General features: G+C 71.8%; 22 protein-coding genes. 15 read left to right on the plus strand and 7 right to left on the minus strand.

Annotated features, from left to right (window positions below; genetic code table 11):
• Positions 1-16: 16 nt before the first annotated feature.
• From Q8W67_RS09960 to Q8W67_RS09990, 7 genes are all read right to left on the minus strand, one after another.
• Positions 17-364: a hypothetical protein gene (locus tag Q8W67_RS09960; RefSeq protein WP_305544701.1), complete on the minus strand. Its 348-nt coding sequence runs from the start codon at positions 362-364 to the stop codon at positions 17-19.
• Positions 364-861, minus strand: coding sequence for a TspO/MBR family protein (locus Q8W67_RS09965; protein ID WP_305544548.1), 498 nt, complete (start codon positions 859-861; stop codon positions 364-366). Before Q8W67_RS09965 ends, Q8W67_RS09960 begins: the two co-directional genes overlap by 1 nt.
• Positions 858-2,138 carry a geranylgeranyl diphosphate reductase gene (locus Q8W67_RS09970; protein WP_305544550.1) on the minus strand — a complete coding sequence of 427 codons (1,281 nt, stop codon included), beginning with the start codon at positions 2,136-2,138 and terminating at the stop codon, positions 858-860. Before Q8W67_RS09970 ends, Q8W67_RS09965 begins: the two co-directional genes overlap by 4 nt.
• A gap of 4 nt (positions 2,139-2,142) precedes the next feature.
• Entirely contained in the window at positions 2,143-3,666 is a 1,524-nt protein-coding gene (locus Q8W67_RS09975) for a BCD family MFS transporter (protein ID WP_305544552.1), read from the minus strand.
• On the minus strand, positions 3,666-4,550 hold the full coding sequence (chlG, locus tag Q8W67_RS09980; RefSeq protein ID WP_305544555.1) for a chlorophyll synthase ChlG: 885 nt from the start codon (positions 4,548-4,550) through the stop codon (positions 3,666-3,668). Before chlG ends, Q8W67_RS09975 begins: the two co-directional genes overlap by 1 nt.
• 441 nt (positions 4,551-4,991) lie before the next feature.
• On the minus strand, positions 4,992-6,449 hold the full coding sequence (gene ppsR / locus Q8W67_RS09985; protein ID WP_305544557.1) for a transcriptional regulator PpsR: 1,458 nt from the start codon (positions 6,447-6,449) through the stop codon (positions 4,992-4,994).
• Positions 6,450-6,480: 31 nt separating this feature from the next.
• Positions 6,481-7,386, minus strand: a complete 906-nt coding sequence (locus tag Q8W67_RS09990; RefSeq protein ID WP_305544560.1) for a B12-binding domain-containing protein — start codon at positions 7,384-7,386, stop codon at positions 6,481-6,483.
• A gap of 316 nt (positions 7,387-7,702) precedes the next feature.
• Here Q8W67_RS09990 and bchF point away from each other — a divergent pair, with 316 nt between their 5' ends.
• From bchF to bchI, 15 genes are all read left to right on the plus strand, one after another.
• The gene (gene bchF, locus Q8W67_RS09995) at positions 7,703-8,209 is read left to right on the plus strand and encodes a 2-vinyl bacteriochlorophyllide hydratase (protein ID WP_305544562.1); all 507 of its coding nucleotides are present in this window, start codon (positions 7,703-7,705) and stop codon (positions 8,207-8,209) included.
• Complete coding sequence (locus Q8W67_RS10000; RefSeq protein WP_305544565.1) at positions 8,206-9,483, plus strand: ferredoxin:protochlorophyllide reductase (ATP-dependent) subunit N; 1,278 nt, start codon at positions 8,206-8,208, stop codon at positions 9,481-9,483. Before bchF ends, Q8W67_RS10000 begins: the two co-directional genes overlap by 4 nt.
• 4 nt (positions 9,484-9,487) lie before the next feature.
• Positions 9,488-11,095 carry a ferredoxin:protochlorophyllide reductase (ATP-dependent) subunit B gene (bchB, locus tag Q8W67_RS10005; RefSeq protein WP_305544568.1) on the plus strand — a complete coding sequence of 536 codons (1,608 nt, stop codon included), beginning with the start codon at positions 9,488-9,490 and terminating at the stop codon, positions 11,093-11,095.
• Positions 11,070-14,831 carry a magnesium chelatase subunit H gene (locus Q8W67_RS10010; RefSeq protein ID WP_305544570.1) on the plus strand — a complete coding sequence of 1,254 codons (3,762 nt, stop codon included), beginning with the start codon at positions 11,070-11,072 and terminating at the stop codon, positions 14,829-14,831. The genes bchB and Q8W67_RS10010 overlap by 26 nt, the downstream gene beginning before the upstream one ends.
• Positions 14,828-15,721, plus strand: coding sequence for a ferredoxin:protochlorophyllide reductase (ATP-dependent) iron-sulfur ATP-binding protein (gene bchL, locus Q8W67_RS10015; RefSeq protein ID WP_305544572.1), 894 nt, complete (start codon positions 14,828-14,830; stop codon positions 15,719-15,721). Before Q8W67_RS10010 ends, bchL begins: the two co-directional genes overlap by 4 nt.
• 1 nt (position 15,722) lies before the next feature.
• The gene (gene bchM / locus Q8W67_RS10020) at positions 15,723-16,457 is read left to right on the plus strand and encodes a magnesium protoporphyrin IX methyltransferase (protein ID WP_305544574.1); all 735 of its coding nucleotides are present in this window, start codon (positions 15,723-15,725) and stop codon (positions 16,455-16,457) included.
• 32 nt (positions 16,458-16,489) lie between these two features.
• Entirely contained in the window at positions 16,490-17,884 is a 1,395-nt protein-coding gene (locus tag Q8W67_RS10025) for a BCD family MFS transporter (protein WP_305544704.1), read from the plus strand.
• Positions 17,885-17,902: 18 nt separating this feature from the next.
• The gene (gene puhA / locus Q8W67_RS10030) at positions 17,903-18,682 is read left to right on the plus strand and encodes a photosynthetic reaction center subunit H (RefSeq protein ID WP_305544576.1); all 780 of its coding nucleotides are present in this window, start codon (positions 17,903-17,905) and stop codon (positions 18,680-18,682) included.
• Positions 18,679-19,338 (plus strand): photosynthetic complex putative assembly protein PuhB, encoded by a 660-nt coding sequence (puhB, locus tag Q8W67_RS10035; protein ID WP_305544579.1) that lies wholly within the window; start codon positions 18,679-18,681, stop codon positions 19,336-19,338. The genes puhA and puhB overlap by 4 nt, the downstream gene beginning before the upstream one ends.
• A 10-nt stretch (positions 19,339-19,348) precedes the next feature.
• A complete protein-coding gene (gene puhC, locus Q8W67_RS10040; protein ID WP_305544583.1) occupies positions 19,349-19,843 on the plus strand; it encodes a photosynthetic complex assembly protein PuhC in 495 nt (164 codons plus the stop codon).
• Positions 19,843-20,139: a hypothetical protein gene (locus tag Q8W67_RS10045; protein ID WP_305544586.1), complete on the plus strand. Its 297-nt coding sequence runs from the start codon at positions 19,843-19,845 to the stop codon at positions 20,137-20,139. Before puhC ends, Q8W67_RS10045 begins: the two co-directional genes overlap by 1 nt.
• Positions 20,136-21,224, plus strand: coding sequence for a magnesium-protoporphyrin IX monomethyl ester (oxidative) cyclase (gene acsF, locus Q8W67_RS10050; protein ID WP_305544588.1), 1,089 nt, complete (start codon positions 20,136-20,138; stop codon positions 21,222-21,224). The genes Q8W67_RS10045 and acsF overlap by 4 nt, the downstream gene beginning before the upstream one ends.
• 1 nt (position 21,225) lies before the next feature.
• Positions 21,226-22,020 (plus strand): putative photosynthetic complex assembly protein PuhE, encoded by a 795-nt coding sequence (gene puhE, locus Q8W67_RS10055; RefSeq protein WP_305544591.1) that lies wholly within the window; start codon positions 21,226-21,228, stop codon positions 22,018-22,020.
• A 199-nt stretch (positions 22,021-22,219) separates the two neighbouring features.
• On the plus strand, positions 22,220-23,437 hold the full coding sequence (gene hemA / locus Q8W67_RS10060) for a 5-aminolevulinate synthase (protein ID WP_305544594.1): 1,218 nt from the start codon (positions 22,220-22,222) through the stop codon (positions 23,435-23,437).
• Between the two features lie 138 nt (positions 23,438-23,575).
• Positions 23,576-24,589, plus strand: a complete 1,014-nt coding sequence (bchI, locus tag Q8W67_RS10065) for a magnesium chelatase ATPase subunit I (protein WP_305544596.1) — start codon at positions 23,576-23,578, stop codon at positions 24,587-24,589.
• Positions 24,590-24,672 lie beyond the last annotated feature (83 nt).

Consider the following 24,672-nt stretch of genomic DNA (forward strand, 5'->3'; position numbering starts at 1 on the left):
CTCTCCCGAGCCGACCTTAGAGATGTTCCAGGATGCTGCGCGTGAACGCGGAGCTTCGCGGCGTTGTTCCTGTCTCCGCCGGGGTGCGGCGACGCGCCCTGGCGGCCGCGCGGAACCGCAATCCGAGATCGGCGAGGTGGGCGAAGAGCCCCGCGAGCATCCAGGCGGCGACGCTGGTCCAGGCGGCCCCCACCAGGGCGGCACGCAGGGCCAGCATCAAGGCGGCCCCGGAGGCAAGGTTGGCCAGCAGCGCCGTCAGGGGCAGCCCTGCGCGGCGGCACAGCCAGGCCAGGAGCAGCGCCTCCACGGCCACCAGCGCCAAGATCCCGTCGACGATCCGTCCCGAGGCGAACAGCGCGTCCATCATGCGATCCCCCGGAAGGGCGCGTTGAGGCGCACGATACGCAGGTTCAGGCAGGCGGCGACGCTGACCCAGGTCAGGTAGGGCAGATTCATCAGCCCGGCCGCGGTGGAGACCCGGCCGGTCACCGCCGCCAGCACGGCGATCGACAGCCACAGGGCCGCGACCTCGACGAGCGCCCAGTCGGGCCTTCGGAGCCGGAAGAACAGCACGCTCCAGGCGATGTTGAGCACCGCGTTCACCGCGAAGGCGGAAAGCAGCAGGCGCCGGGCACCGGGATCGGCGTCGCCGTTCCAGGCGATCACCCCCGAGGTCGCGGTGCACACGAAGATCACCGTCCAGACCGGCCCGAAGGCCCAGTCCGGCGGCTTCCAGGCCGGGACGCGCAGGCGCCGGTACCAGGCATCCGTGGTGGTCGTGACGGCACCGGCCACCGCCACGAGCACGGCGGCCGCAGCCGCGACGGCGGGTGGCCCCCAGTCGGCGCCGGGGAGGTTCACGGCGAGACCCACCGGAACAGGTGGGCGAGGTCCTTGAAGAAGATCCGCGCATGGGCGGCGGGCTTGGACCGGACCAGCTCCTTGTTCATGTAGCTGTCCCAGGTGAGCTGCTGCACGTCCTTGTCGCGGCAGATCGAGACGAAGCGCTCCCGCAGCCCGTCGCTGCGGTACCAGACCCACTGCATCATCCCGAGGATCCAGAACACGCGCCCGTGCAGCTTCATGAAGCGGCGGCGGGCCTGCGCCAGGGCGCGGGGCTCCCCGGTCTTCAGGAACGTCGCCGCCGCCTCGGCCGAGAGCCTCCCGCCGAGCATCGCGTAGTAGATGCCCTCGCCGGAGGCCGGCGCGACCACGCCGGCGGCGTCGCCCGCCAGCAGCACGTCCCGGCCGTTGTCCCAGCGCTTCAGGGGCTTGAGCGGCAGAGGCGCGCCTTCCCGGCGCAGGGTCTCGGCGCCGTCGAGGCCCGTGGCGACGCGCAGCGCGCGGATCGAGGAGCGCAGCGAGAAGCCCTTCTTCGCGCTGCCGGTGCCGATGCTGGCGGTGTCCCCGTGCGGAAAGATCCACGCGTAGAAATCCGGCGAGTGCCGCCCCTGGTAGTACACGTCGCAGCGCGTCGCCTCGACGGCCTCGCCCCCCGGTGCGCCCCGGTCCGGCACCCGCACGATCTCGTGATAGGCGAAGACCTGCTTCATCCGATGGTGGCCCGGCACCTCCGCCCGGCCGACCGGGGAGCAGGCCCCGTCGGCGCCGATGACGAGCCGCGCGCGCACGGTGTGGCGCGCGAGGGACTCGCCCTTGCCGGTGGTGAAGTGGACGAGCGGTGGCCCGTCATCGGGCCGGGTGATCCCCTCGTAGGCGGCCTCGCGCAGGTCCGCGCCGGCCTCCTCAGCCCGGGCGCGCAGCCACGGGTCGAACTGCGCGCGGTCGACCATGCCGACGAAGCCCTCGCCCACCGGCATGTCCACGGCCTTGCCGCTCGGCGCGATCATCCGGGCGGAGCGGATCTTGGCCACCAGCAGCGAATCCGGGATGGCGAAGTCGCGAATCAGGCGGGGCGGGATCGCGCCGCCGCAGGGCTTGATCCGGCCGGGCTTGTCCAGCAGCAGCACCGAATGCCCGGCCCCGGCGAGATCGGTGGCCGCGGTGGCGCCAGCCGGGCCGCCGCCAACGATGACGACGTCATAGGCGTCGCCGGCTCCGCGCGCGCTCCCTCCCCCCTCCGCGGGGGGCAGGCGGGTTCCGCGGCCATCGCCGCCCGCAACATCCAACCGAGTCATGCCATCACCTCGCGCCGAGGACGGGATTGAGCGGGACCTGTGCCCGGCCCGGCGCCCGCACGGGATCGATGCGGAGCGCCAGGATGACCGCGACGAGGAACAACAGCCCCTCCGCGGCGAAGACGGCGGCGTAAGCCTGGACCGGCTCGGCCGTGACGAGCCGCATCGCGTCGACGGCGGCGGCGCCAAGGAAGCCGCCGGCCCCGAAGGCGACGCCCTGCGCCGCCCCCCAGACGCCCATGCGGGTGCCGCGCTCCCGCTCGCCGCCGCGCCCGGCGAGCGCCATCATCGAGCCGATGGCCGCGACCGCGTAGGCGCCGTTGGCGAGTCCCAGCGCGAACACCGTCGGCCGCAGCGGGAAATCCGGGCCGGTCGGGGCGCCCGTCGCGAGGGCGAACAGGGCCGCCGCCGAGCCGGCGCAGCCCAGCGCGGTCCAGAGCCGCAGGGAGGCCAGGGGCGTGCCGCGGGCCACGAGGGTCACGCCCGCCACCAGCAGCATCCCGGCGAGCACGCCGCCGTGCTGGAGCCCCGCGAGCTTGGTGGTGGCGCCCGGCCCCATGGCGAAGACGAGCCCGGCATAGGGCTCCAGGATCAGCTCCTGGGCGCTGTAGGCCAGCATCGAGACGAACACGAACACCGTGAAGGTCCGGGCGACGGGATCGGCCAGGATCTCGGCCAGGACCGCGCGGAACGGCGGCCGGGCCTCGGCAGCCGCGGGCGGTGGCAGGCGGCCCTCGACGCCCGCCACAGCCAGCGCCGCGACGCAGAAGGCGATGAGCGAGACCGTACCCGACACGGCGACGAGCCGCAGGCCGGAGAACGGCTCCACGAAATGGCCGGCGAGCGGCGCCGTGACGGCGAAGCCCAGGATCATCATCACCCATACGATGGTGGCCGCCGCGCCCCGGCGGGCCGGCGCGACGCCCCCCGCCAGCAGGACGAGGAGGGAGGTCCCGGCGGCCCCGACCCCGATCCCGACGCACAGGAACGACACGGCCGCCAGCGCGAGGCCGAGCACGAGGTTTGTGGCGGCGAGGGCGGTGCCGGCAGCCGCCCCGAAGCCGCCGAGGCAGAGCGCCGCCATGCCGCCGACGATCCAGGGGGTACGCCGCCCGCTCCGGTCGGAGCCGTAGCCCCAGCGCGGGCGCAGCATCTGCACGGCGTAGTGCAGCGCCACCAGCAGGCCCGGCACCAGGGCGGGAAGCGCCAGCTCGACGACCATCACCCGGTTGAGGGTCGCGGTCATCAGCACGACGACGCCGCCGAGCGCGGTCTGGACGAGGCCGAGCCGGACGATCTGCGGCCAGCCGAGGTCCTTCTCGGGCGCGCCTGAATCCCTGCTGCGCAGGCCGCCCTTTTGCCCGGGGCCGAGGTCCGGGCGGGCTCGATCGGAGACGTCCTCCGAGACGATCCCCGGAGAGGGGGCGCGTGGCGACGGGTCGAAACGCCGCGCCTCGGGTCCGACGCGCGCAGTCCCCGCAGAGGGGGGAGGGCGGGTGCCGCCCGCGATCCGTCCCAAGAGGCCCATCACGGCACTCCCACCAGCGGCCGCAGCGCGAAGGCCGAGACCAGCATGCCGAGCACGTAGAGGGTGGTGCCGGTGCCGTTGTACCAGGCCGCCCGCTCGCGGGGACTGCGGAGGAACCGCGCCATCAGGGCGAACTGGCCGGCCAGCAGCAGGGCGACGACGCCGGCGTGCCAGGTCCGCTCCCAGGCCAGCAGCAGAGCGATCACCACGACCTGCGGCACGGCCATGACCAGGCAGGCGAAGCGCGCCGCCCGATCGGAGCCCATCTGCACGGGCAGCGACAGCAGGCCCATGCGCCGGTCGCCCTCCACCGACTTGAAGTCGTTCAGCGTCATGATGCCGTGGGCGCCCGCCGAGTAGAGAAGGGCAACGATGAGCACGCGCCGGTCCGGCAGGGCGGCGGCCATCACGGCGGCCCCGGTGAACCAGGGCAGGCCCTCGTAGCAGAGGCCCACCGCCGCATTGCCCCACCAGCCGTTCTTCTTGAGACGCAGGGGCGGCGCGGAGTAGATCCAGGCGAGCACCAGGCCGAACAGGGCGGCCCCGAGGATCCAGGGTCCCAGCGCGGCGGCCACCGCCAGGGACAGCAGCGTCCAGCCGAGCGCCAGGTAGAGGCCCCAGCGGCCCGGGATCCGCCCGGAGGGAATCGGCCGGCCCGGCTCGTTGATCGCGTCGACGTGGCGGTCGAACCAGTCGTTGGCGGCTTGGCTGGTGGCGCAGACCAGCGGGCCCGCCAGCAGCACCCCCGCGGCGATCACCGGCCACTGGCCGTGCGCCGGCTGACCCGACGAGACCACGCCGCAGGCGAAAGCCCACATCGGCGCGAACCACGTGATCGGCTTGAGCAGCTCGACGACTGCGCTCGGGGCGGGCGTGGTGGCCATGCAGGCAGGCTACCGGGGCCGCGTCAGGTGTCAAGTTTGATTTACACGTGAACGGCCGGTGTATCCTTACTCAGGCACGCGAACACATCCGCAGATCACGAATACATTATCCAATATCGTTGCGGGTTGGAGTCGCGTGCGCCAGGAAGCCGCGGCGAAATCAGGCCCGGCCACTCCGGCGCGAAGACCCTGCGCATCCTGCGGGGCGACCAGGACGCGCAGACCGACCGGCACCGCCCGCCGTCCCGGCTTCGCCGCGCGCCGGCCAAGCGTCCGACCCGGCAGGCGTCCGCGCTGCCGGGTTCACGCGTCGGCGGCGGATCGAATCGGCGGGTGGACGCACGCGCGCCTCTCCACCGCTCAGGCCGGTTGGCCCAGGCGGGTGAATCCGTCCGGCCCGGTATTCCCGTGCCGGACGTGGCGCGCCCGTCGAGCCGGGACTCAGGACTCCTCGGCCGGACCGTCGAGGTCGCCGACGCCGTAGCGGCGCATCTTGGCGTAGAGGCCCTGCCGGCTCAGGCCGAGCATCTCGGCGGCCGATGCCCGGTTGTCGCGGGTGATGCGCAGGGCCGCCTCGATGCAGAGCTTCTCGATCAGGTCGGTGGTCTCGCGGACCAGGGTCTTCATCGAGACGCGCCCGACCAGCTCCGCCATCTGCTCCACCGAGCGCGGCACCTCGCGGCCGCCCGCCAGACGGCCTTCGAGCCGGCCCTCCACGATCCGCCGGGGGGCGGAGCGGATCGCGAACCCGAGGCAGGAGCGGGCCCCGGCCACCGAGACGGCGGCGACCTCGACATCCTCGACGCCCCCATAGGCGCCGCGGACCACGGTGGCGAAGCGGCGCACGGAGCCGTGGTCGACCAGCGTCGCGAACAGGGCCTGCGCCTCGGAATCCTCGCGGCCGAGCCAATGGTCGAGGGTGCGGCCACGGACCTGGCTCTCGGTGGCGAGCTGCGCCAACTCAAGGAAGGCGGCGTTGGCCATCAGCACCCGCCGGGCCGAATCGGTGACCACGAAGCCTTCCGGCATCGCCTCGATCACCGCGCGGGTCGGCGCGTCCCGGTCGGGCCCGGCCTCAGCGGCCGTCGGATCGGCCACGAGCCGCATCAGCGCGCTCGGGCCCCCCTCGCCGCGGAACAGGGAGACGGAGACGGTGACCTCGCCGCGCCCGTGCGGCAGGGTCGCGCGCACCTCGCCCGCCTGTCCGGTCGCCCGCAGGGCGGAGAACTGCGCCTCCATCGTACGGGCGCTGCCCGCGTCGAACAGGTCGACGGCGTCCTGACCGGCCAGCCGCTTGGCGGGGCGGCCGAGCAGGCGCGCGGCGGCCGGGTTCGCCTCGGCCACCCGGCGCGTCCCGGCATCGACCACGAGCACCGGCTCGCCTGAGATCTGGAACAGCAGCCGGTACCGGGTCTCGGAGGCGCGCAGGCGATCGTAGTCGCGCTCCAGTGCCTGCTGGGTGTCGGTGAGCCGGCGCTGGAGCGCGGCCACGGCGCGCATGTCGCGGCCGAGAACGAGGATCGGGCCGCCCTCGACGGAGCGGATCGAGGCGTAGCGGATCGGCAGGTCGATGCCGCTGGGGGAGGGGTGGTTCACCTGCCGCCAGCGGGTGATGCCGCCGGTCTGCGCGTCGCGCAGCAGGGCGTCGACCTTGGGCCGGCTCTCGATCGTCACGGTGTCGATCCAGCGCCGCCCGAGCCAGCCGGGGATGTTCTCCGCATCGAGGTCGGCCCCGACCGTCGCGCCGCGAATGACGCCGTCGGAATCGACAACGAGGGACAGGTCGGTTGCTGCCGCAACGAGGCGTCCGGCCGCCTCGCCGTCGAGGTGGCCGGCCACCTGCTGCAGCGCCGCGGGCGGCGGCTGCGGGGTGGGGCGAGGCTGGGGCGTCACGTTCACCGTTGCAGTGTTGTCTTGAATTGCGACCCTTTCAGCAGGCCAAGGCCCGTCTGTCCAGCAACGCTTCCGCAGTCGCCGGCGCCAGACAGCCGTCCGGCGCGCAGGCGTCGGCGCCGACGATGCCCGCCTCGCCGCCGTAGCGGGCGAAGTACGGGCCGCCGACGATCACGCGGATCTCCGGATTGCAGGACGCGCGCCGCACGGCCGAAACCGTGCCGGACAGCGCCGACAGGAACACGTCGCAGGACAGCGACAGGCCGACCACGTCGAACCACTCCGCCTGCAGCAGCTCCATGGGATCGAGCGCGGGCCCGGGAATCGCCGTGGTCACGTCCCAGCCCGCCTCGCGGAAGAAGCTCGCGACGATCGACAGCCCGAAATGATGGCTCTCGCCGGGGCAGGGCAGCAGCAATACGCTGCGGCCGTTTGCGGGCACCGATTCGTCCTCGAGTTGCGCGCAGAGGCGCCGACTCACCGCCTGCAGGCGCCCGAGCGCCTCGGTCACGGCGAGGAAATCGCAGTCGTCCTCCTCCCAGAGCACGCCCAGGTGGCGCGCCGCCGGGGCGAGCAGGTCGAGAAGCAGGCGCGGCAGGGGCAGGCCGCCGTCGCGCAGCGCGGCCACCTCCGCGTCGAGGTCGATCGGCCCGGGGGCCAGGAGAAGGGCGCTGAAGGCCGCGATCTCCTGCCGGCTCGGCGCCCGATCGGACCGGGCGCGGCGCCCGGGCGGACGGTGGGCCAGCATCAGCCGCGGCAGGATCTCCGCCTCCACGAGGCGGGCCAGCGAGCCGGGGACATCGCCGCCGTGGCCGGGCCGCCGGGGGGCGGCGCGCGCGAGCGGTTCGTCGTCGAAAGAGGCCAGCCGATCGCCGATCGGGCAGCAGCCTCCGGAAGGCGGGCCAGGTTCGAGCCGTTCCCCCAAATGCCTCCAGTCTCCCATCGGCATCCCTCCCAGAAGCGGCCCCGGCCCGGAGGGACCGGCGGCTCCGCGTGCGTATCGGGTGCGGCGCTGCTCGCCTGTCTATTCTTCGTTCGTCGACCCCTGGACCACACCAGCCAAGTCGCCACGGCATCTGCCGGCGTTCGGAACGATACGCTTCCCAACGATCTTGGCAATGACTTCGGAAAAAGAAAAATGACACCTGCGCTGTCATCGCATCGGATCGTCAAGCGCACTTGACACTTCGGGGACCGGAGCCCTAGCCTCTTCCAACGACGGGGCACGACGGCTCCGCCGAGCACAAGGGAGCGGATGCATGGGTCTCGGCGACCGGCCAGCACGACCGCTCTACACGCAAGCCGAGCGCCGGCGGCGCGACGGCTCGCCCTGGACCCTGGTGCAGGGCCTGCTGGCGCCCCTTCAGTTCGCGATCTTCTTGGTGAGCCTGATCCTGGTGCTACGCGCGCTCGCCACCGGGCACGGCCTGCTGGCCGCCCAGGTCTCGGTGGTGGTGAAGACCCTGGCGCTCTACGCGATCATGGTCACCGGCTCGATCTGGGAAAAGGCGGTGTTCGGCCGTTGGCTGTTCGCTCCCGCCTTCTTCTGGGAGGATGTGGTCAGCATGCTGGTGCTGGCGCTCCACACCGCCTATCTGGCCGCGCTCGCCACCGGCGCCCTCAGCGAGCAGGCCCTGCTGGTCCTCGCGCTGGCGGCCTACGCGACCTACGTGGTCAATGCCGGCCAATTCCTTCTCAAGCTCCGGGCCGCCCGCCTGGAGGGCGCCGGCACAGGCCAGCCGCACTTCGCGGAGGCGCTGTCATGAACGCGCCCGTCCCGCCCCCAGCCGCTCCCTGCGGCAGCATCGACCTGCATCAGGAGCACGGGCAGCGCGCGGTGTTCTGCGGGCTCACCGGAATCGTCTGGCTGCACCGGAAGATCCAGGACGCCTTCTTCCTGGTGGTCGGCTCGCGCACCTGCGCCCACCTGATCCAGTCCGCCGCCGGGGTGATGATCTTCGCCGAGCCGCGCTTCGCCACCGCGATCATCGACGAGCGCGACCTGGCCGGGATCGCCGACGCCAACGAGGAACTCGACCGCGTCGTCACACGGCTGATCGAGCGCCGGCCGGACATCAAGCTCCTGTTCCTGGTGGGCTCCTGCCCGTCCGAGGTGATCAAGCTCGACCTGTCCCGGGCGGCCCAGCGCCTGTCCGGGCGCCTCGCACCCGTTCGGGTGCTGAACTACTCGGGATCCGGCATCGAGACGACGTTCACGCAGGGCGAGGATGCCTGCCTCGCCGCACTGGTGCCGGAGCTGCCGCGCGCGCCGGCGGAGGCCGCGCCGTCCCTGCTGGTCGTCGGGGCGCTCGCCGACGTCGTCGAAGACCAGTTCCTTCGGATCTTCGCCGCGATGGGAATCGCCGACGTCCGGTTCCTTCCAGCCCGCCGGGCCGGAGCGATGCCGCCGGTCGGGCGAAACACCCGCTACCTTCTCGCCCAGCCCTTCCTGGCCGACACCGCCCGCGCCCTCGACGAACGCGGCGCGCGCCGGCTCGCCGCTCCGTTTCCGCTGGGCGCCGAAGGCACGACCGGCTGGCTGCGGGCGGCCGCTGAGGCGTTTGGCGTCTCCGACGACGCGTTCGCGGCGGCGACCGCGGCCGGCCGCGCCCGGGCCGAGACCGCGCTTGCGCTCCATCGCGAAAAGCTCGCCGGCAAGCGCGTGTTCTTCTTCCCCGATTCGCAGCTCGAAGTGCCGCTCGCCCGCTTCCTCGCCCGGGAGCTCGGCGCGACCCTCGTCGAGGTCGGGACACCCTACCTGCACCGGGCGCACCTGGCGGCGGAGATCGAGTGGCTGCCCCCGGGCACCCGCGTGACGGAGGGCCAGAGCCTCGACGACCAGATGGATCGCTGCCGGGCGGCGCGGCCGGACCTCACGATCTGCGGCCTCGGCCTCGCCAACCCGCTGGAGGCGGAGGGGCTGTCCACCAAGTGGTCGATCGAGCTGCTGTTCACGCCGGTCCAGGGCTACGAGCAGGCGGGCGACCTCGCCGAGCTGTTCGCGCGCCCGCTCCGGCGCCGCGCGATGCTGGAGGTGTAGGGCCATGCAGCTCACCCTCTGGACCTACGAGGGTCCCCCCCATATCGGCGCGATGCGCGTCGCCACCGCGATGAACGGGCTGCACTACGTTCTGCACGCGCCGCAGGGCGACACCTACGCGGACCTGCTGTTCACGATGATCGAGCGGCGGGACGCAAGGCCGCCGGTCACCTACACGACCTTCCGGGCGCAGGATCTCGGCCGCGATACCGCGGAGCTGTTCAAGGCAGCCGTCGCGGAGGCCCACGCACGCTTCCAGCCGCAGGCGATGATCGTCGGCGCCTCCTGCACCGCCGAGCTGATCCAGGACGATCCGGGTGGCCTGGCCAAGGCCCTCGACCTGCCGATCCCGGTGATCCCGCTGGAGCTGCCGGCCTACCAGAAGAAGGAGAACTGGGGGGCCTCCGAGACCTTCTACCGCCTGGTCCGGGCGCTTGCCGGTCCGGCGTCTCCCCGTCCGGACGGCGCAACGCGGCCGCGCCCGCTCTGCAACATCCTGGGGCCGACGGCTTTGGGCTTCCGCCACCGCGACGACCTGATCGAGATCCGCCGGCTGCTCGACACCCTCGGGATCGACGTGAACGTCGTCGCGCCGCTGGGCGCGAGCCCCGCCGACCTCGGCCGGCTCAAGGATGCCGACTTCAACGTCGTGCTCTACCCGGAGACGGCGCGCAGCGCGGCCGAATACCTCAAGAAGACCTTCGGGCAGCCGTTCACGCAGGCTGTGCCGCTCGGCGTCGGCGCCACAAACCGCTTCGTCGCCGAGGTCGCGGCACTCGCCGGCCTCGATCCGGCCCCTGTCCTCGACGGCCCCGGCTCGCGCCTGCCCTGGTATTCGCGCTCGGTCGATTCGACCTATCTCACGGGCAAGCGCGTCTTCGTGTTCGGGGACGCGACGCACGCGATCGGCATCGCCCGGATGGCGGCTCGCGAGCTTGGCTTCACGGTGGTCGGCCTCGGGACCTACAGCCGCGAATTCGCCCGCGAGGTCCGCGCCGAGGCGGCCCTGCACGGCATCGAGGCGCTGGTCACGGACGATTACCTCGACGTCGAGGCGGCGATCCGCGCGGCCGCGCCCGAACTCGTCCTCGGGACGCAGATGGAGCGCCATGTCGCCAAGCGGCTCGGCATCCCCTGCGCGGTGATCTCCGCCCCCGTCCACGTCCAGGATTTCCCGGCGCGCTACGCGCCGCAGATGGGTTTCGAGGGCGCCAACGTCCTGTTCGACACCCTGGTCCATCCGCTGATGATGGGCCTCGAAGAACACCTCCTCGGCATGTTCCGGGAGGATCCCGAATTCCACGATGGCGTCGGGCCGTCGCATCTCGGTGGCACGCCTTTCGAGGCTCCGCCGGTCGCGGCGCCCGAGGCCGCGGGACGGGCGCCGACCGCAGCCCCTCCGACACCGGCGCCCGTCCCGATCCTCCTGGACCAGGAGGTCCCGGTCACGGCGGCGTCCTGGGCTCCCGAAGCCGAGCGGGAGCTGAAGAAGATCCCGTTCTTCGTGCGCGGCAAGGCGCGCAGCAACACGGAACGCTTTGCCCGCGAGCGCCGGGTTCCGCTCATCACCATCGAGACCCTCTACGATGCCAAGGCACATTATGGCCGCTAGAGGGAACTCCCCCGGACTCGATGCCGGCTCGGTGCGCGGGAGCGCGGCGCGGCAACGCCCGCCGATCCGCGTCGTCATCGTCACGCTCGACAATCATTTGGCGAGCGCGATCGAGCGGGCGCGCCTGCGCCTCCGTTCCGAAATGCCGGGGCTGGTGCTCGGCTTCCACGCGGCCGCCGAGTGGGAGACCGACCCGTCGACCCTCGAGGCCTGCCGGGCCGACATCGCGCGGGCCGACATCGTACTTTCGGCCATGCTGTTCATGGACGAGCACGCCCGGGCGATCCTGCCGGCGCTCACCGCGCGGCGCGAGGCCTGCGACGCGATGATCGGCTGCATGTCGGCGAGCGAGGTGGTGAAGACGACCCGGCTCGGCCGTTTCGATATGAGCGGCACCAAGCGCAGCCCTCTGGACTTCCTGAAGAAGCTGCGCGGCAAGCCCGGCCAGCCGGGCAATGCCGGCCGGCAGATGGCGCTGGTGCGCAAGCTGCCGAAGATCCTGCGCTTCATCCCGGGCTCGGCGCAGGACGTGCGCGCCTATTTCCTGACGCTGCAATACTGGCTCGCGGGCTCGGACGAGAACGTCGCCGCCCTGGTCCAATTCCTGGTCCACCGCTACGCCGCGGGGGAGCGCGCGGTCTGGCGCGGGGGACCGGCCGCGCCCGCGCCGCTGAACTACCCCGAAACCGGCCTCTACCATCCGCGCCTGCCGGGCCGGATCGGCGAGGACCCGTCCCGGCTGCCGCACCGGGCTGCGGCGAGGGGCCGCGTCGGGCTGCTGCTGATGCGCAGCTACGTGCTAGCCGGCAACACCGCCCATTACGACGGGGTGATCGCCGCCCTCGAGGCCAGGGGCCTCGACGTGGTGCCGGCCTTCGCCAGCGGCCTCGACAACCGCCCCGCCGTGGACGCCTTCTTCATGCGGAACGGCCGGGCGCGAATCGACGCCCTCGTGTCGCTCACCGGCTTCTCGCTCGTGGGCGGCCCCGCCTACAACGACGCGGCGGCGGCCGAGGCGATGCTCGGGCGGCTCGACGTCCCCTACCTCGCCGCCCAGGCTCTGGAATTCCAAACGATCGAGCAGTGGGAGGCGGGCGAGCGCGGCCTGTCGCCCGTGGAGGCGACCATGATGGTCGCGATTCCCGAACTCGACGGCGCCACCGCCCCGATGGTGTTCGGCGGCCGCTCCTCAGCCTCGGGAAGCGACAATCCCCGGGACATGCGCGCCCACCCGGAGCGGGTCGCGCGGCTCGCCGAGCGGGTCGAGCGCCTCGTGTCCTTGCGCCGCACCCCGAAGGCCGAGCGCCGGCTCGCCGTGGTGCTGTTCAACTTCCCGCCGAATGCCGGCGCAACCGGCACGGCGGCGTTCCTGTCGGTCTACGCCTCGCTGCTCAACACCCTGAAGGGCTTGGCGGCGGACGGCTACGCCGTGGAGGTCCCGGAGAGCGTCGACGCCCTGCGCGAGCGGATCCTGGAGGGCAACGCGAAGCGCTACGGGACCCAGGCCAACGTCCATGTCCGCATCCCGGCCGAGAATCATCTGCGCCGCGAGAGCTACCTGGCTGAGATCGAGGCCCAGTGGGGCCCGGCGCCTGGGCGCCACCAGACCAACGGCTCCGACCTGTTCGTGCTCGGCGTGCAGTTCGGAAACGTCTTCGTCGGGGTGCAGCCGGCCTTCGGCTACGAGGGCGACCCGATGCGGCTGCTGTTCGAGCGGGGCTTCGCACCGACGCACGCGTTCTCTGCCTTCTACCGCTACCTGCGCGAGGATTTTTCCGCCGACGCCGTGCTGCATTTCGGCACCCACGGGGCTCTCGAATTCATGCCCGGCAAGCAGACCGGCCTGTCCGAGGCCTGCTGGCCGGAGCGGCTGATCGGGGCGCTGCCCAACGTCTACCTCTACGCCGCCAACAACCCCTCCGAGGGGACGCTGGCCAAGCGCCGCTCGGCCGCGACGCTGGTGAGCTACCTGACCCCGAGCCTCGCCACCGCCGGGCTCTATCGCGGGCTGATCGACCTGAAGTGCTCGATGGAGCGCTGGCGCGGGCTCGCCCTCGACGCGACGGACGAGCGCGAAACGCTCGCCCGTCTGATCCAGGACCAGGGCGCTTCCGTCGACCTCGTGGCCGCCGAGCCGGCTTGGACCGGCGATCTCGGCGCCCGGGTCGGGAGCCTCTGGACCGCCGTGCAGGAGCTGGAGCAGACCCTGATCCCGCACGGGCTCCACGTGGTCGGCGAAGGCATGCCGGACGCGGAGCGGGTCGATCTGCTCCTGGCTTTGGCCGAGGCCTCGCACGGTCTCAGGCCCGAGCGGGCCGGGATCGACGCCCTGGTCGCCGGGAAGGGTGTCGAGGCGGCGCTCAAGGCATCCGGCCTGCCCGCCGACGAGGCGGCACGCGCGGCACTCGCGAGCCTCGCCGAGACCGACCGCCTGCTGGCCCGGGACTACGAGCTCCCGGCGCTGCTGCGGGCGCTCGACGGCCGCTTCGTGCCGCCGGTGGCCGGGGGCGACCTGCTGCGCAACCCGGCGATCCTGCCCACCGGCCGCAACCTGCACGGCTTCGATCCCTACCGCCTGCCCACCGCCTTCGCGGTGGCCGACGGTGCCCGGCAGGTGGACCGGATCCTCGCACGCTTCGCCGCGGACGGGAAACCGTGCCCGGAGAGCGTCGCCCTGGTCCTGTGGGGCACCGACAACCTCAAGAGCGAGGGCGGCCCGATCGCCCAGGCGCTGGCGCTGATCGGCGCCGCGCCGCGCTTCGACGGCTACGGACGGCTCAGCGGCGCCGAGCTGATCCCGCTGGAAACCCTCGGCCGCCCGCGCATCGACGCGGTGGTGACCCTCTCGGGCATCTTCCGCGATCTCCTCCCGCTCCAGACCAAGCTCCTGGCCGAGGCCTCCTACCTCGCCGCCACCGCGGACGAGACCATCGAGCAGAACTTCGTCCGCAAGCATGCGCTGGCGATCCAGGCCGAGCAGGGCTGCGACCTGGAGACCGCGGCATTGCGGGTCTTCTCCAACGCGGAAGGCGCATACGGCGCGAACGTCAACCACATGGTCGAGTCCGGCAGCTGGGACGACGACGCGGAGCTGTGCGAGACCTTCTCGCGCCGCAAGAGCTTTGCCTATGGCCGGACCGGCCGTCCGGCGCCGCAGCGCGCCCTGATGCAGGCGGTGCTGGCCTCCGTGGACATGGCCTACCAGAACCTCGACTCGGTCGAGGTCGGCGTCACCTCGGTGGACCATTACTTCGACGGGCTCGGCGGCATGGGCCGGGCCGTGGCGAAGGCCCGCGGCGAGGCGGTACCGATCTACATCAGCGACCAGACCCGCGGGGAGGGGCGCGTGCGCTCCCTGGAGGAGCAGGTGGCGCTGGAGACGCGCACCCGCATGCTCAACCCGAAATGGTACGAGGGCCTGCTCGGCCACGGCTACGAGGGCGTCCGCCAGATCGAGTCCCACCTGACCAACACGGTCGGCTGGTCGGCCACCGCCAACGCGGTCCAGCCCTGGATCTACGAGCGCATCACCGAGACCTACGTCCTCGACCCCGCCATGCGCGAGCGCATGGCATCCCTCAACCCCACCGCCTCCGCCAAGGTCGCCCAAAGGCTGATCGAGGCTCACCGGCGCGGCTTCTGGACTCCCGACGCGGCGACGCGTGACGCCCTCGACCGGGCCGAAGAGGAGCTGGAGGATCGTCTCGAAGGCGTCACCACAGGAGTCGCCGCATGAACATCGCCATCCGCAATCCCGTCGTTGCCCGGAAGGAGGAGGGCAGCGTCCAGGTCGCCCTCGATCCGGACCTGAGGATCGAGACCGCGAAGGTGTTCGCGGTCTACGGCAAGGGTGGCATCGGCAAGTCCACCACCTCGTCCAACTTGTCGGTGGCGTTCTCGAAGCTCGGCAAGCGGGTTCTCCAGATCGGCTGCGACCCCAAGCACGATTCGACCTTCACGCTGACCAAGCGGCTCGCCCCCACGGTGATCGACGCCCTGGAGGCGGTGAACTTCCATTCCGAGGAGCTCCGCGTCGAGGACTTCGTGGTCGAGGGCTACAACGGCGTCATGTGCGTCGAGGCCGGCGGCCCCCCGGCCGGCACCGGCTGCGGCGGCTACGTGGTCGGCCAGACGGTGAAGCTCCTCAAGGAGCACCACCTCCTGGAGGATACCGACGTCGTCGTGTTCGACGTGCTGGGCGACGTGGTCTGCGGCGGCTTCGCCTCGCCGCTCCAGCACGCCGACCGGGCGCTGATCGTCACCGCCAACGACTTCGACTCGATCTTCGCGATGAACCGGATCGTGGCGGCGATCCACGCCAAGTCGAAGAACTACCCCGTGCGGCTCGGCGGCGTCATCGCCAACCGCTCGGCCAAGACTGACGAGATCGACCGGTTCAACGACGCGGTCGGGCTCAAGCGCCTCGCCCATTTTCCCGATCTCGACGTGGTCCGCCGCTCGCGGCTCAAGAAATCGACCCTGTTCGAGATGGATTCCTCTCCCGAGCTCGACGCCGTCACGGCCGAATACATGCGGCTCGCCGAGACGCTCTGGTCCGGCGGCGAGCCCTGCGAGGCGCTGCCGATGAAGGACCGCGACCTCTTTGAATTCCTCGGGTTCGATTGAGATGGCTGGGAACACCTACGACGCCCGCCGGGGCGAACTCACCACCTATTTCGACCGCACCGCGGTCGAGGCCTGGTCGCGCCTGACCTCGGATGCGCCGGTGAGCCGCATCCGTGCGACCGTGCGGGCCGGCCGGGACGCGATGCGCGGGACGCTGCTCTCCTGGCTGCCCGCCGACATGACCGGCCTGCGCCTGCTCGATGCCGGCTGCGGAACCGGGGCGCTCAGCGTCGAGGCCGCCCGGCGCGGCGCCGAGGTGGTCGCCATCGACGTCTCGCCGACGCTCGTCGGGCTGGCGCAGGAGCGGTTGCCGGCGATCCCGGGCCCCGGACGCGTCGCGTTCCAGGTGGGCGACATGCTCGATCCGGGCCTAGGCCGGTTCGACCACGTGGTGGCGATGGATTCGCTGATCCACTACCGCCCGGCTGACATCGTCCGGGCGCTGGCGGCCCTGGGGGCGCGCACGGACGGGTCGGTGCTGTTCACGGTGGCGCCCCGCACGGCCCTGCTCACCGTGATGCATGCGGCCGGACAGTTCTTCCCACGCGGCGACCGCTCGCCGGCGATCGTGCCGGTGACGGAGGGCGGGCTGCGGCGGCGGATCTCGTCCGAGCCTGCGCTCGACGGCTTCACCTGGACCAAGAGTCATCGGATCAACAGCGGGTTCTACCTGTCGAACGCCGTAGCGCTGACGCGTGCGCTCCCTCGCCCCTCTGCGCCCGGGGTGCAACCGTGAGCACCGCCACGCAAAAACTCACCCGCGCCCTGATGCGCCTCGGCCCGTCGGTCCTGCCCTTCGCGGACGCCGCCACCGTCGAGCTGCCGATGGGGCGGCTGCTGCGGCTCGCCCTGTTCCAGGTCACGGTCGGCATGGCGGCGGTGCTGCTGATCGGCACGCTGAACCGTGTGATGATCGTCGAGCTGGGGGTCCCGGCCTGGATCGTCGCGGCGATGCTGGCGCTGCCGCTGATCTTCGCGCCCTTGCGCGCGCTGGTCGGGTTCCGCTCGGACACCCACCGTTCGGTGCTGGGCTGGCGGCGGGTGCCCTATATTTGGTTCGGCACCCTGTTGCAGTTCGGTGGGCTGGCGATCATGCCGTTCGCCCTGCTGATCCTGTCCGGCGACACCACCGGGCCGCTCTGGGTCGGCGACGCGGCGGCCGCGCTCGCCTTCCTGCTGGTTGGAGCCGGGCTTCACACGACCCAGACCGTGGGGCTGGCGCTCGCCACCGACCTCGCCCCCGCGCATGCGCGGCCGAAGGTGGTGGCTCTGCTCTGCGTGGCGCTGCTGTTCGGCATGATGGCGAGCGCCCTGCTGTTCGGGCTGTTCCTCGCCCAGTTCTCGCCCGTGCGGCTGATCCAGGTGATCCAGGGCGCGGCGCTCGTCACCATCGTGCTGAACGGGCTCGCCCTGTGGAAGCAGGAACCGCGCGATCCGCACCGGATTCCGGCAGGGCCGCAGCGCGACTTCCGCTCCTCCTGGCGCGAGTATGCGGGGCAGGGCACCGCGCGCCGCCGCCTCGTGGCGATCGGGCTGGGCACGGCGGGCTTCTCGATGCAGGACATCCTGCTGGAGCCCTATGGCGGCCAGATCCTGCACCTGTCGGTGGGTGCCACCACGGCGCTGACCGCGCTGCTCGCCGCCGGCGGCGGGCTCGGCCTGCTGATCGCCGCCCGCTGGCTCGGGCGCGGCGGCGACCCGTTCCGGGTCTCGGCCGTGGGGGTCGGCATCGGCATCCTGGCCTTCTCGGCGGTGGTCTTCGCAGCGCCGCTGGCCTCGGCCGACCTGTTCGCGGCGGGCGTCAGCCTGATCGGGCTCGGCGGCGGCCTGTTCGCCCACGGCACGCTCACCGCCTCGATGAACCACGCCGGCCCCGAGGATACCGGGCTGGCGCTGGGCGCCTGGGGCGCCGTGCAGGCGACCGCGGCGGGGCTCTCCATCGCCGCCAGCGGCCTCGTGCGCGACGTCGGCGGCGCGATCGCCCAGTCGGGCGTGCTCGGCGAGGGCATGAACGAGCCCGCGATCGGCTACCTGATCGTCTACCACATCGAGATCGCCCTCCTGTTCGCGGCCCTCATCGCCCTGGGGCCGCTCGTGCGGGAGGACGCGCGTGCAGAAGTTCGAGATCACGTCGGCGGTCAAATCGCCGAACGGGCGGCCTGAGACTCGGGGAGGATAGCCATGCCAACAGGCGCCATTACGGGTTACGTCGACGTTGCACAGATCGTGCTCTACGCGTTCTTCATCTTCTTCGCGGGCCTCGTGTTCTGGCTGCGCCGGGAGGACAGGCGCGAGGGCTACCCACTGGAGAATGAGGCCGTCGGGCGCAGGAAGGCGCCGGACCCGATCCTGATTCCCCGGGCCAAGGCGTTCCACCTGCCGGGCGGAGAGACGACCTACGCGCCGCAGGCGATGCGGAGCCGGGACGACATCGAGACCGGCATCCCCGCCCGCAAGGTCGAGCCCTGGCCGGGCGCGCCCTACGAGCGGACGGAGGCGGCTCTCCAGGCCGGCGTCGGGCCCGGCTCCTGGGTGAAGCGTCACGACGTGCCCGACAGGACCTGGGACGAGGAGTTCCGGATCGTGCCGCTGCGGGTGGCCACCGCCTTCGTCATCCACGAGGATGGCCCGAACCCGATCGGCATGACGGTGTTCGGCACCGACAACGCGGTCGCCGGGATCGTCAGCGATGTCTGGGTCGACCGCGGCGAATCGCTGATCCGCTACTACGAGGTCGAGCTGCCCACAGGTGGCCGCCGGCTGATGCCGGCCACGTTCTGCCGGGCCGGCGGCTTCACCAAGACCGTGAAGACCGAGGCGCTGCTCGCCGCCCAGTTCGCCGACATCCCGGCGACCCGCGATCCCGACAGCGTGACCTTTCTCGAGGAGGAGCGGATCATGTCCTACTTCGGCGCCGGCACTCTCTACGCCACGGCGGCCCGCGCGGAGCCCCTGCTATGAGCGGCGACTTCCTGCCCGAGGGCACCCTGCGCGGGCTGCCGGGCCCGCTTCCGGCGGGCGAGCGCATCCTGTGGCAGGGGGCGCCGACCACCGCGGGGCTTCTGGTTCGGGTGTTCCATGCCCGGGTCGTGACCGCGTGGTTCGCCGTCTGCGCCCTGGCCTTCGGCCTCGCCGCCGGCTCGCCCGGAGCGGCTCTGGCAACCGTCGGACCGACTCTGCTGGTCGGCGCGGGCGCGGTCGCGCTGCTCTGGCTGCTGGCGTGGCTGACCCACCGCACCACGGTCTACACGGTCACGAACCGCCGGATCGTGCTGCACGCCGGCATCGCCCTGCCGGTGACTCACAACCTGCCCTTCGCTCAGGTGGAGGGTGCGGCGTTGCGGCCCTTCACCGATGGAAGCGGCGATCTGCCATTGCGGTTGCGGCCGGGCCTGCGCATCGCCTACCTTCAGCTCTGGCCGCATGCCCGGCCCTGGCGCCTGTCCCGGACCGAGCCGATGCTGCGCTCGGTTCCGGAGGCGGACGCGGTGTCGGGGATCCTGGTGCGCGCGCTCGAGGCACACGCCGACGCGTCGGAGACGGCGCTGCCCGTGATCGTGCCGCGTCCGCGGGCGGCGGCCCAAGAGAATCCCGGCCGCCTCGTCGCGGCCGAATAGGGAGGGCGGGATGCGCGATCGGGCCGACAGCCTCGAGATGCCCGGCCGGGCCAAGGGCCCGGCCCCGGCCCTGCTGATGATCGGCGCCGGGGCGCTGATGGGCTTCACCATGCTGGCCGTCCTGATCGGCCGGACTGAGCAAATCGGCATGATCGCCTTGCCGCCGGCCAAGCCGGTCGCGCGGCTCGCGTTCCGGGCCGAAGATCAGGTCGACGGCTCGATCGCCCTGCGCGACGTGTCGGACGGCCACGTCGCGGCCTGGATCCGCCCCGGAGAGGACGGCTTTCTGCGCGGGACGCTGCGCGGCCTCGCCCAGGCGCGCCAGCGCGGCGGCCTCGGGCCGGAGCAGCCGTTCAGCCTGACCCGCTACGACGACGGCCGCCTCTCGCTCGCCGACGATGCCACCGGCCGCCGGGTGCCGCTCGAGGCGTTCGGCCCGACCAACGCGGGGGCCTTCGCCCGGCTGCTCCCCGCCCCCGGCGCGCCTGCCACGGAGACGCGCTGATGGGCCTGTTCGGCGCCCGCACCGTGACCGTGCCCTGCACGGTCGAGATCGAGCAGACGCCGGAGAGCCTGCACGCGCACGTCACCCTGGATGCGGGCTTCGAGATCGCGCCGGGCGACGCTGTCCAGGTCCACGATGCGCCGACCTCCGTGCCCTACGGCGAGCGGCTCACCGTGCGCCGCACCGCCACCGTCACCCGCGCCGGCCCGCTGGAGCGGGCCTGGACCAAGCTCATCGCCCATCTCGAGCTGACCGAACTCTACGAGGTCAGCTTTTCCGAGAGGAGGAAGCTGTGAACGCTCCCGTCGCACCACTCTCCGGCGAGCCCGTGCCGAAGGCCCCGGTCAACGAGTCGACCCGGTCCGCTCAGGAGACCACCTTCCTGAGCCCGCGCTTCTACACCACCGATTTCGACGAGCTCGACCGCACCGACGTCGAGCCGGTGCGCCGTGACTGGGACCTGCTCATCGCCGAGCTGCGGGCGGACCCGAACAAGCGCCACTTCACCCGCAACGGTGAGTTCGACTGCGACCTGTCGCAGATGGAGCCCGAGCTGCGGAAGGAGTTCCTGGACTTCCTGGTCTCGTCGATCACCGCCGAGTTCTCCGGCTGCGTGCTCTATGCCGAGATGAGGAAGCGGGCGAAGAACAAGGACATCAAGGAGCTGTTCGGCTTCATGAGCCGCGACGAGGCCCGGCACGCCGGCTTCATCAACGACACGCTCAAGGATTTCGGCATCGGCGTCGATCTCGGCTTCCTGACGAAGTCCAAGAAATACACGTTCTTCCGGCCGAAATTCATCTTCTACGCGACGTACCTGTCGGAGAAGATCGGCTACGCCCGCTACATCACCATCTTCCGCGAGCTGGAGAAGCACCCGGAGCGGCGCATCCACCCGATCTTCAAGTGGTTCGAGCTGTGGTGCAATGACGAGTTCCGCCACGGCGAGGCCTTCGCGCTCTTGATGCGCGCCAACCCGAAGCTGACGAGCGGCGTGAACCGCTACTGGATCCGGTTCTTCCTGCTCGCGGTGTTCGCCACGATGTATGTGCGCGACCATCACCGGCCGGCCTTCCACGCCGCGCTCGGGGTCGATCCCACCGATTACGACTTCCGGGTGTTCCGCATCACCTCCGAGATCTCGAAGCAGACCTTCCCGCTGGAGCTCGACCTCGACAGCCCGAAGTTCCACGCGGGGCTCGACCGGCTGCTCGCCTGTTCCAGGGGGATCGCGGACGCGAAGGCCCGGGGCGGCTTGGCCGGCAAGGCCCTGCAGGGCCTCCACGCCCTGCGCGCGGCGGCCACCTTCGTCCGGCTCTACCTGTTGCCCGTCAAGGCGAACGCCCTGCCGGCCGACATCCGCCTCCAGCCGGTCTGGTAGGATGGCGACCTACGCCGCCCCGGTCCTCTATGCGGTGCTGGTCTGGTGGTTCTCCACCGGCCTGATCCTGCTTCTCGACCACGCTCCGCGCCGCACCCATCCGTGGAGCATGGCGGGTGCGACGCTGCTGCTCGCCGCCGCCCTGGTGGCGATCCACGTGAGCGCCGGGGACACGACCGCCACGGGGGCCTACACGGCCTTCACGGCGGCGCTGGTCGTCTGGGGCTGGCAGGAGATGAGCTACTACATGGGGTTCCTCTCGGGCCCGAAGCCGGCCGCCTGCGCGCCCGGCCTGCGGGGGCTCGACCGGTTCCTGGCGGCGCTCGCCACCAGCCTGTGGCACGAATTCGCCATCGTGATCGGCGGGCTGGCGATCCTGGCCCTCGTCTGGGGCAGTCCCAACACGTTCGCCCTGTGGACCTACGGCACGCTGGTGGTGATGAACCTCTCGGCCCGGCTCAACCTGTTTCTCGGCGTGCGCAACCTGTACGCCGAGTTCCTGCCGGACCATCTCGGCTATCTCGCCTGCTATCTCACGAAGAAGCCGATGAACATGCTGTTCCCGGTCTCGGTGAGCCTCGGGACCATTGCGGCGGCCCTGCTCGGGCGTGCGGCTTCCGGCTCGGATGTGCTGGCGCACGAGCTGATCGGCTTCACCGCGCTGGCGACCCTGATGGCGCTCGCCACCCTGGAGCACTGGTTCCTGATGCTGCCGCTGCCCTCGGCCGAGCTGTGGCGGTGGAGCCTGCCGGCGCGCACTCCGGACGGAGCGGCGCGGTCGCGGGACAACGGGTAGATCCAGCATCATTCGCCGACGTCGCCATCGGTTCGGCGGCAAGACTGATGCAGGAACGAAAGCCTCGGCGGCCCTGCCTCGTGCGGGTCTGCCGGGGGATCACCGCCGGGCGCGGCACGGGCACCAATCTGGAATTGGTCTCGTGCGACATTCGGTGTCACAGGCGGGGGCAACCCGCGGACGTTCGGGGAGAGGCGGTATGGACTACGAGACCTTCTTCGGAGCCGAGATCACCGGCCTCCACCGCGAGGGGCGCTACCGGGTCTTCACCGACCTCGAGCGCCACGCCGGAAACTTCCCGCACGCCACGCACCACCATGCCGCAGGCACCCGGCCGGTGACCGTCTGGTGCTCGAACGACTATCTCGGCATGGGACAGCACCCGGCCGTCACGGGGGCGATGCACGAGGCGATCGACCGCTGCGGCGCCGGAGCCGGGGGCACCCGCAACATCTCCGGCACCAACCACTACCACGTGCTGCTGGAGCGCGAGCTCGCCGACCTGCACGGCAAGGAGGCGGCCCTGCTGTTCACCTCCGGCTACGTGTCCAACTGGGCGGCGCTCGGGACGCTGGCCTCGCGCCTGCCGAACTGCGCGGTCTTCTCCGATTCCGAGAACCACGCCTCGATGATCGAGGGCATCCGGTTCTCCCGGGCCGAACGCCACATCTTCCGCCACAACGACCCCGAGGACCTGAACCGCAAGCTCGCCCTGGTCGATCCGGCCCGGCCGAAGCTCGTGGCCTTCGAGTCGGTCTACTCCATGGACGGCGACATCGCGCCGATCGGCGAGATCTGCGACGTGGCCGAGGCGCACGGGGCGCTGACCTACCTGGACGAGGTCCACGCGGTCGGCCTCTACGGCGCCCGGGGCGGCGGCATCTCGGAGCGCGACGGGGTCGCCCACCGGCTCGACGTCATCGAGGGCACGCTCGGCAAGGCGTTCGCGGTCCATGGCGGCTACATCACGGCCTCGGAGAAGCTCTGCGACTTCGTGCGCAGCTTCGCCTCGGGCTTCATCTTCACCACCTCGCTGCCCCCCGCGGTGGCGGCGGGCGCGGCGGCGAGCATCCGCCACCTGAAGGCGAGCGGCGCCGAGCGCGCCCGCCATCAGGAGCGCGTCGCGAAGGTCCGCGAGGCGCTGGAGGCCGCCGACATCCCGGTGATGCCCAACGACAGCCACATCGTGCCCGTGATGGTCTGCGATCCGGTGCTGTGCAAGGCGATCTCCGACACCCTGCTCGACGAGTTCGGCATCTACGTGCAGCCGATCAACTACCCGACGGTGGCCCGCGGCACCGAGCGCCTGCGGATCACCCCGTCGCCGCTGCACTCGGACGCGGACATCGCGCGCCTCGTGGACGCGCTGAGCGCGATCTGGGGGCGGATCGGGCTGCGGCAGAAGGCGGCGGAATAGGGCGCTCTTCCCTCCCCCTCGCGGGGAGGGGTAGGAGGTTGGGGTGGTGCAGACGGCACCGCTCCGATCCATCCTGCACCACCCCCACCTCCGGCTCCTCCCCGCGAGGGGGAGGAGAGGTGCCAGAGCCAGAGCCACGTGCCAACTTTCCCCTTCTCGGCCATCGTCGCCCAAGACGAGATGCGCCAGGCGCTGCTGATCGCCGCGGTGGATCCGTCCATCGGCGGCGTGCTGGTGTTCGGCGACCGGGGCACGGGCAAATCCACCGCGATCCGGGCGCTGGCCGCCCTGCTGCCGCCGATGCGGGCGGTGGCGGGCTGCCCGTACAACTGCGATCCCGACAGCCCCGCCGAATCCTGCCCGCACTGCGCGAGCGCGCCGGGCCCGCGAAAGAGCCACAGGAAACCGGTGCCCGTGGTGGATCTGCCGCTGGGCGCCACCGAGGACCGGGTGGTCGGCACCCTCGACCTGGAGCGGGCGCTGGGCGCCGGCGTGAAGGCGTTCGAGCCGGGGCTTCTCGCCCGGGCCAACCGCGGCTTCCTGTATATCGACGAGGTCAACCTGTTGGAGGACCACCTCGTGGATCTCCTGCTCGACGTGGCGGCCTCCGGGGTCAACACCGTCGAGCGCGAGGGGCTGTCGCTCCGCCATCCGGCGAAATTCGTTCTGGTCGGCTCCGGCAACCCGGAGGAAGGGGAGTTGCGCCCGCAGCTCCTCGACCGGTTCGGGCTCGCCTGCGAGGTGGCGACCCCGAAGGACATCGCCACCCGCATCGCGGTGGTGCGCGCCCGGGACGCCTACGAGCGCGACCCGGAGGGGTTCTGCGCCGCACGCGCGCGGGACGAGACGGCGATCCGCAAAAGGATCCTGCTGGCGCGGGAGCGCCTGCCGAGCCTGGCGGTGCCGGATTCCGCCCTGGAGCGCGCGGCGCAGCTCTGCCTCGCGCTCGGCACCGACGGCTTGCGCGGCGAGCTGACCCTGATGCGCACCGCCCGGGCGCTCGCGGCCCTCGACGGCGCCGAGGCGGTGACGGACGACCACATCCGCCGGGTCGCCCCGGCGGCCCTGCGCCACCGCCTGCGCCGCAACCCCCTCGACGAATCCGGCTCGACCGCCCGGGTGGAGCGGGCCGTGGCGGAAGTGTTTTCGTGACCCGCGGCCCACTCCCGCCCCGCTCCGCGGCCCATGACGTTCGGACATCCCCTCTTGCAGGACGTCGCGCGCGCTCCTCCCCC

This window comes from Methylobacterium sp. NEAU K (assembly GCF_030700285.1).
Classification (GTDB): Bacteria; Pseudomonadota; Alphaproteobacteria; order Rhizobiales; family Beijerinckiaceae; genus Methylobacterium.

What these genes read in the sequence shown, in the direction of transcription:
- Q8W67_RS09960 (WP_305544701.1), bottom strand. Translation starts at nt 364, where the DNA reads ATGGACGCGCTGTTCGCCTCGGGACGGATCGTCGACGGGATCTTGGCG.
- Q8W67_RS09970 (WP_305544550.1), bottom strand. Translation starts at nt 2,138, where the DNA reads ATGACTCGGTTGGATGTTGCGGGCGGCGATGGCCGCGGAACCCGCCTG.
- Q8W67_RS09975 (WP_305544552.1), bottom strand. Translation starts at nt 3,666, where the DNA reads ATGGGCCTCTTGGGACGGATCGCGGGCGGCACCCGCCCTCCCCCCTCT.
- chlG (WP_305544555.1), bottom strand. Translation starts at nt 4,550, where the DNA reads ATGGCCACCACGCCCGCCCCGAGCGCAGTCGTCGAGCTGCTCAAGCCG.
- Q8W67_RS09990 (WP_305544560.1), bottom strand. Translation starts at nt 7,386, where the DNA reads ATGGGAGACTGGAGGCATTTGGGGGAACGGCTCGAACCTGGCCCGCCT.
- bchF (WP_305544562.1), top strand. Translation starts at nt 7,703, where the DNA reads ATGGGTCTCGGCGACCGGCCAGCACGACCGCTCTACACGCAAGCCGAG.
- Q8W67_RS10000 (WP_305544565.1), top strand. Translation starts at nt 8,206, where the DNA reads ATGAACGCGCCCGTCCCGCCCCCAGCCGCTCCCTGCGGCAGCATCGAC.
- bchB (WP_305544568.1), top strand. Translation starts at nt 9,488, where the DNA reads ATGCAGCTCACCCTCTGGACCTACGAGGGTCCCCCCCATATCGGCGCG.
- Q8W67_RS10010 (WP_305544570.1), top strand. Translation starts at nt 11,070, where the DNA reads ATGCCAAGGCACATTATGGCCGCTAGAGGGAACTCCCCCGGACTCGAT.
- bchL (WP_305544572.1), top strand. Translation starts at nt 14,828, where the DNA reads ATGAACATCGCCATCCGCAATCCCGTCGTTGCCCGGAAGGAGGAGGGC.
- bchM (WP_305544574.1), top strand. Translation starts at nt 15,723, where the DNA reads ATGGCTGGGAACACCTACGACGCCCGCCGGGGCGAACTCACCACCTAT.
- Q8W67_RS10025 (WP_305544704.1), top strand. Translation starts at nt 16,490, where the DNA reads ATGCGCCTCGGCCCGTCGGTCCTGCCCTTCGCGGACGCCGCCACCGTC.
- puhA (WP_305544576.1), top strand. Translation starts at nt 17,903, where the DNA reads ATGCCAACAGGCGCCATTACGGGTTACGTCGACGTTGCACAGATCGTG.
- puhB (WP_305544579.1), top strand. Translation starts at nt 18,679, where the DNA reads ATGAGCGGCGACTTCCTGCCCGAGGGCACCCTGCGCGGGCTGCCGGGC.
- puhC (WP_305544583.1), top strand. Translation starts at nt 19,349, where the DNA reads ATGCGCGATCGGGCCGACAGCCTCGAGATGCCCGGCCGGGCCAAGGGC.
- Q8W67_RS10045 (WP_305544586.1), top strand. Translation starts at nt 19,843, where the DNA reads ATGGGCCTGTTCGGCGCCCGCACCGTGACCGTGCCCTGCACGGTCGAG.
- puhE (WP_305544591.1), top strand. Translation starts at nt 21,226, where the DNA reads ATGGCGACCTACGCCGCCCCGGTCCTCTATGCGGTGCTGGTCTGGTGG.
- hemA (WP_305544594.1), top strand. Translation starts at nt 22,220, where the DNA reads ATGGACTACGAGACCTTCTTCGGAGCCGAGATCACCGGCCTCCACCGC.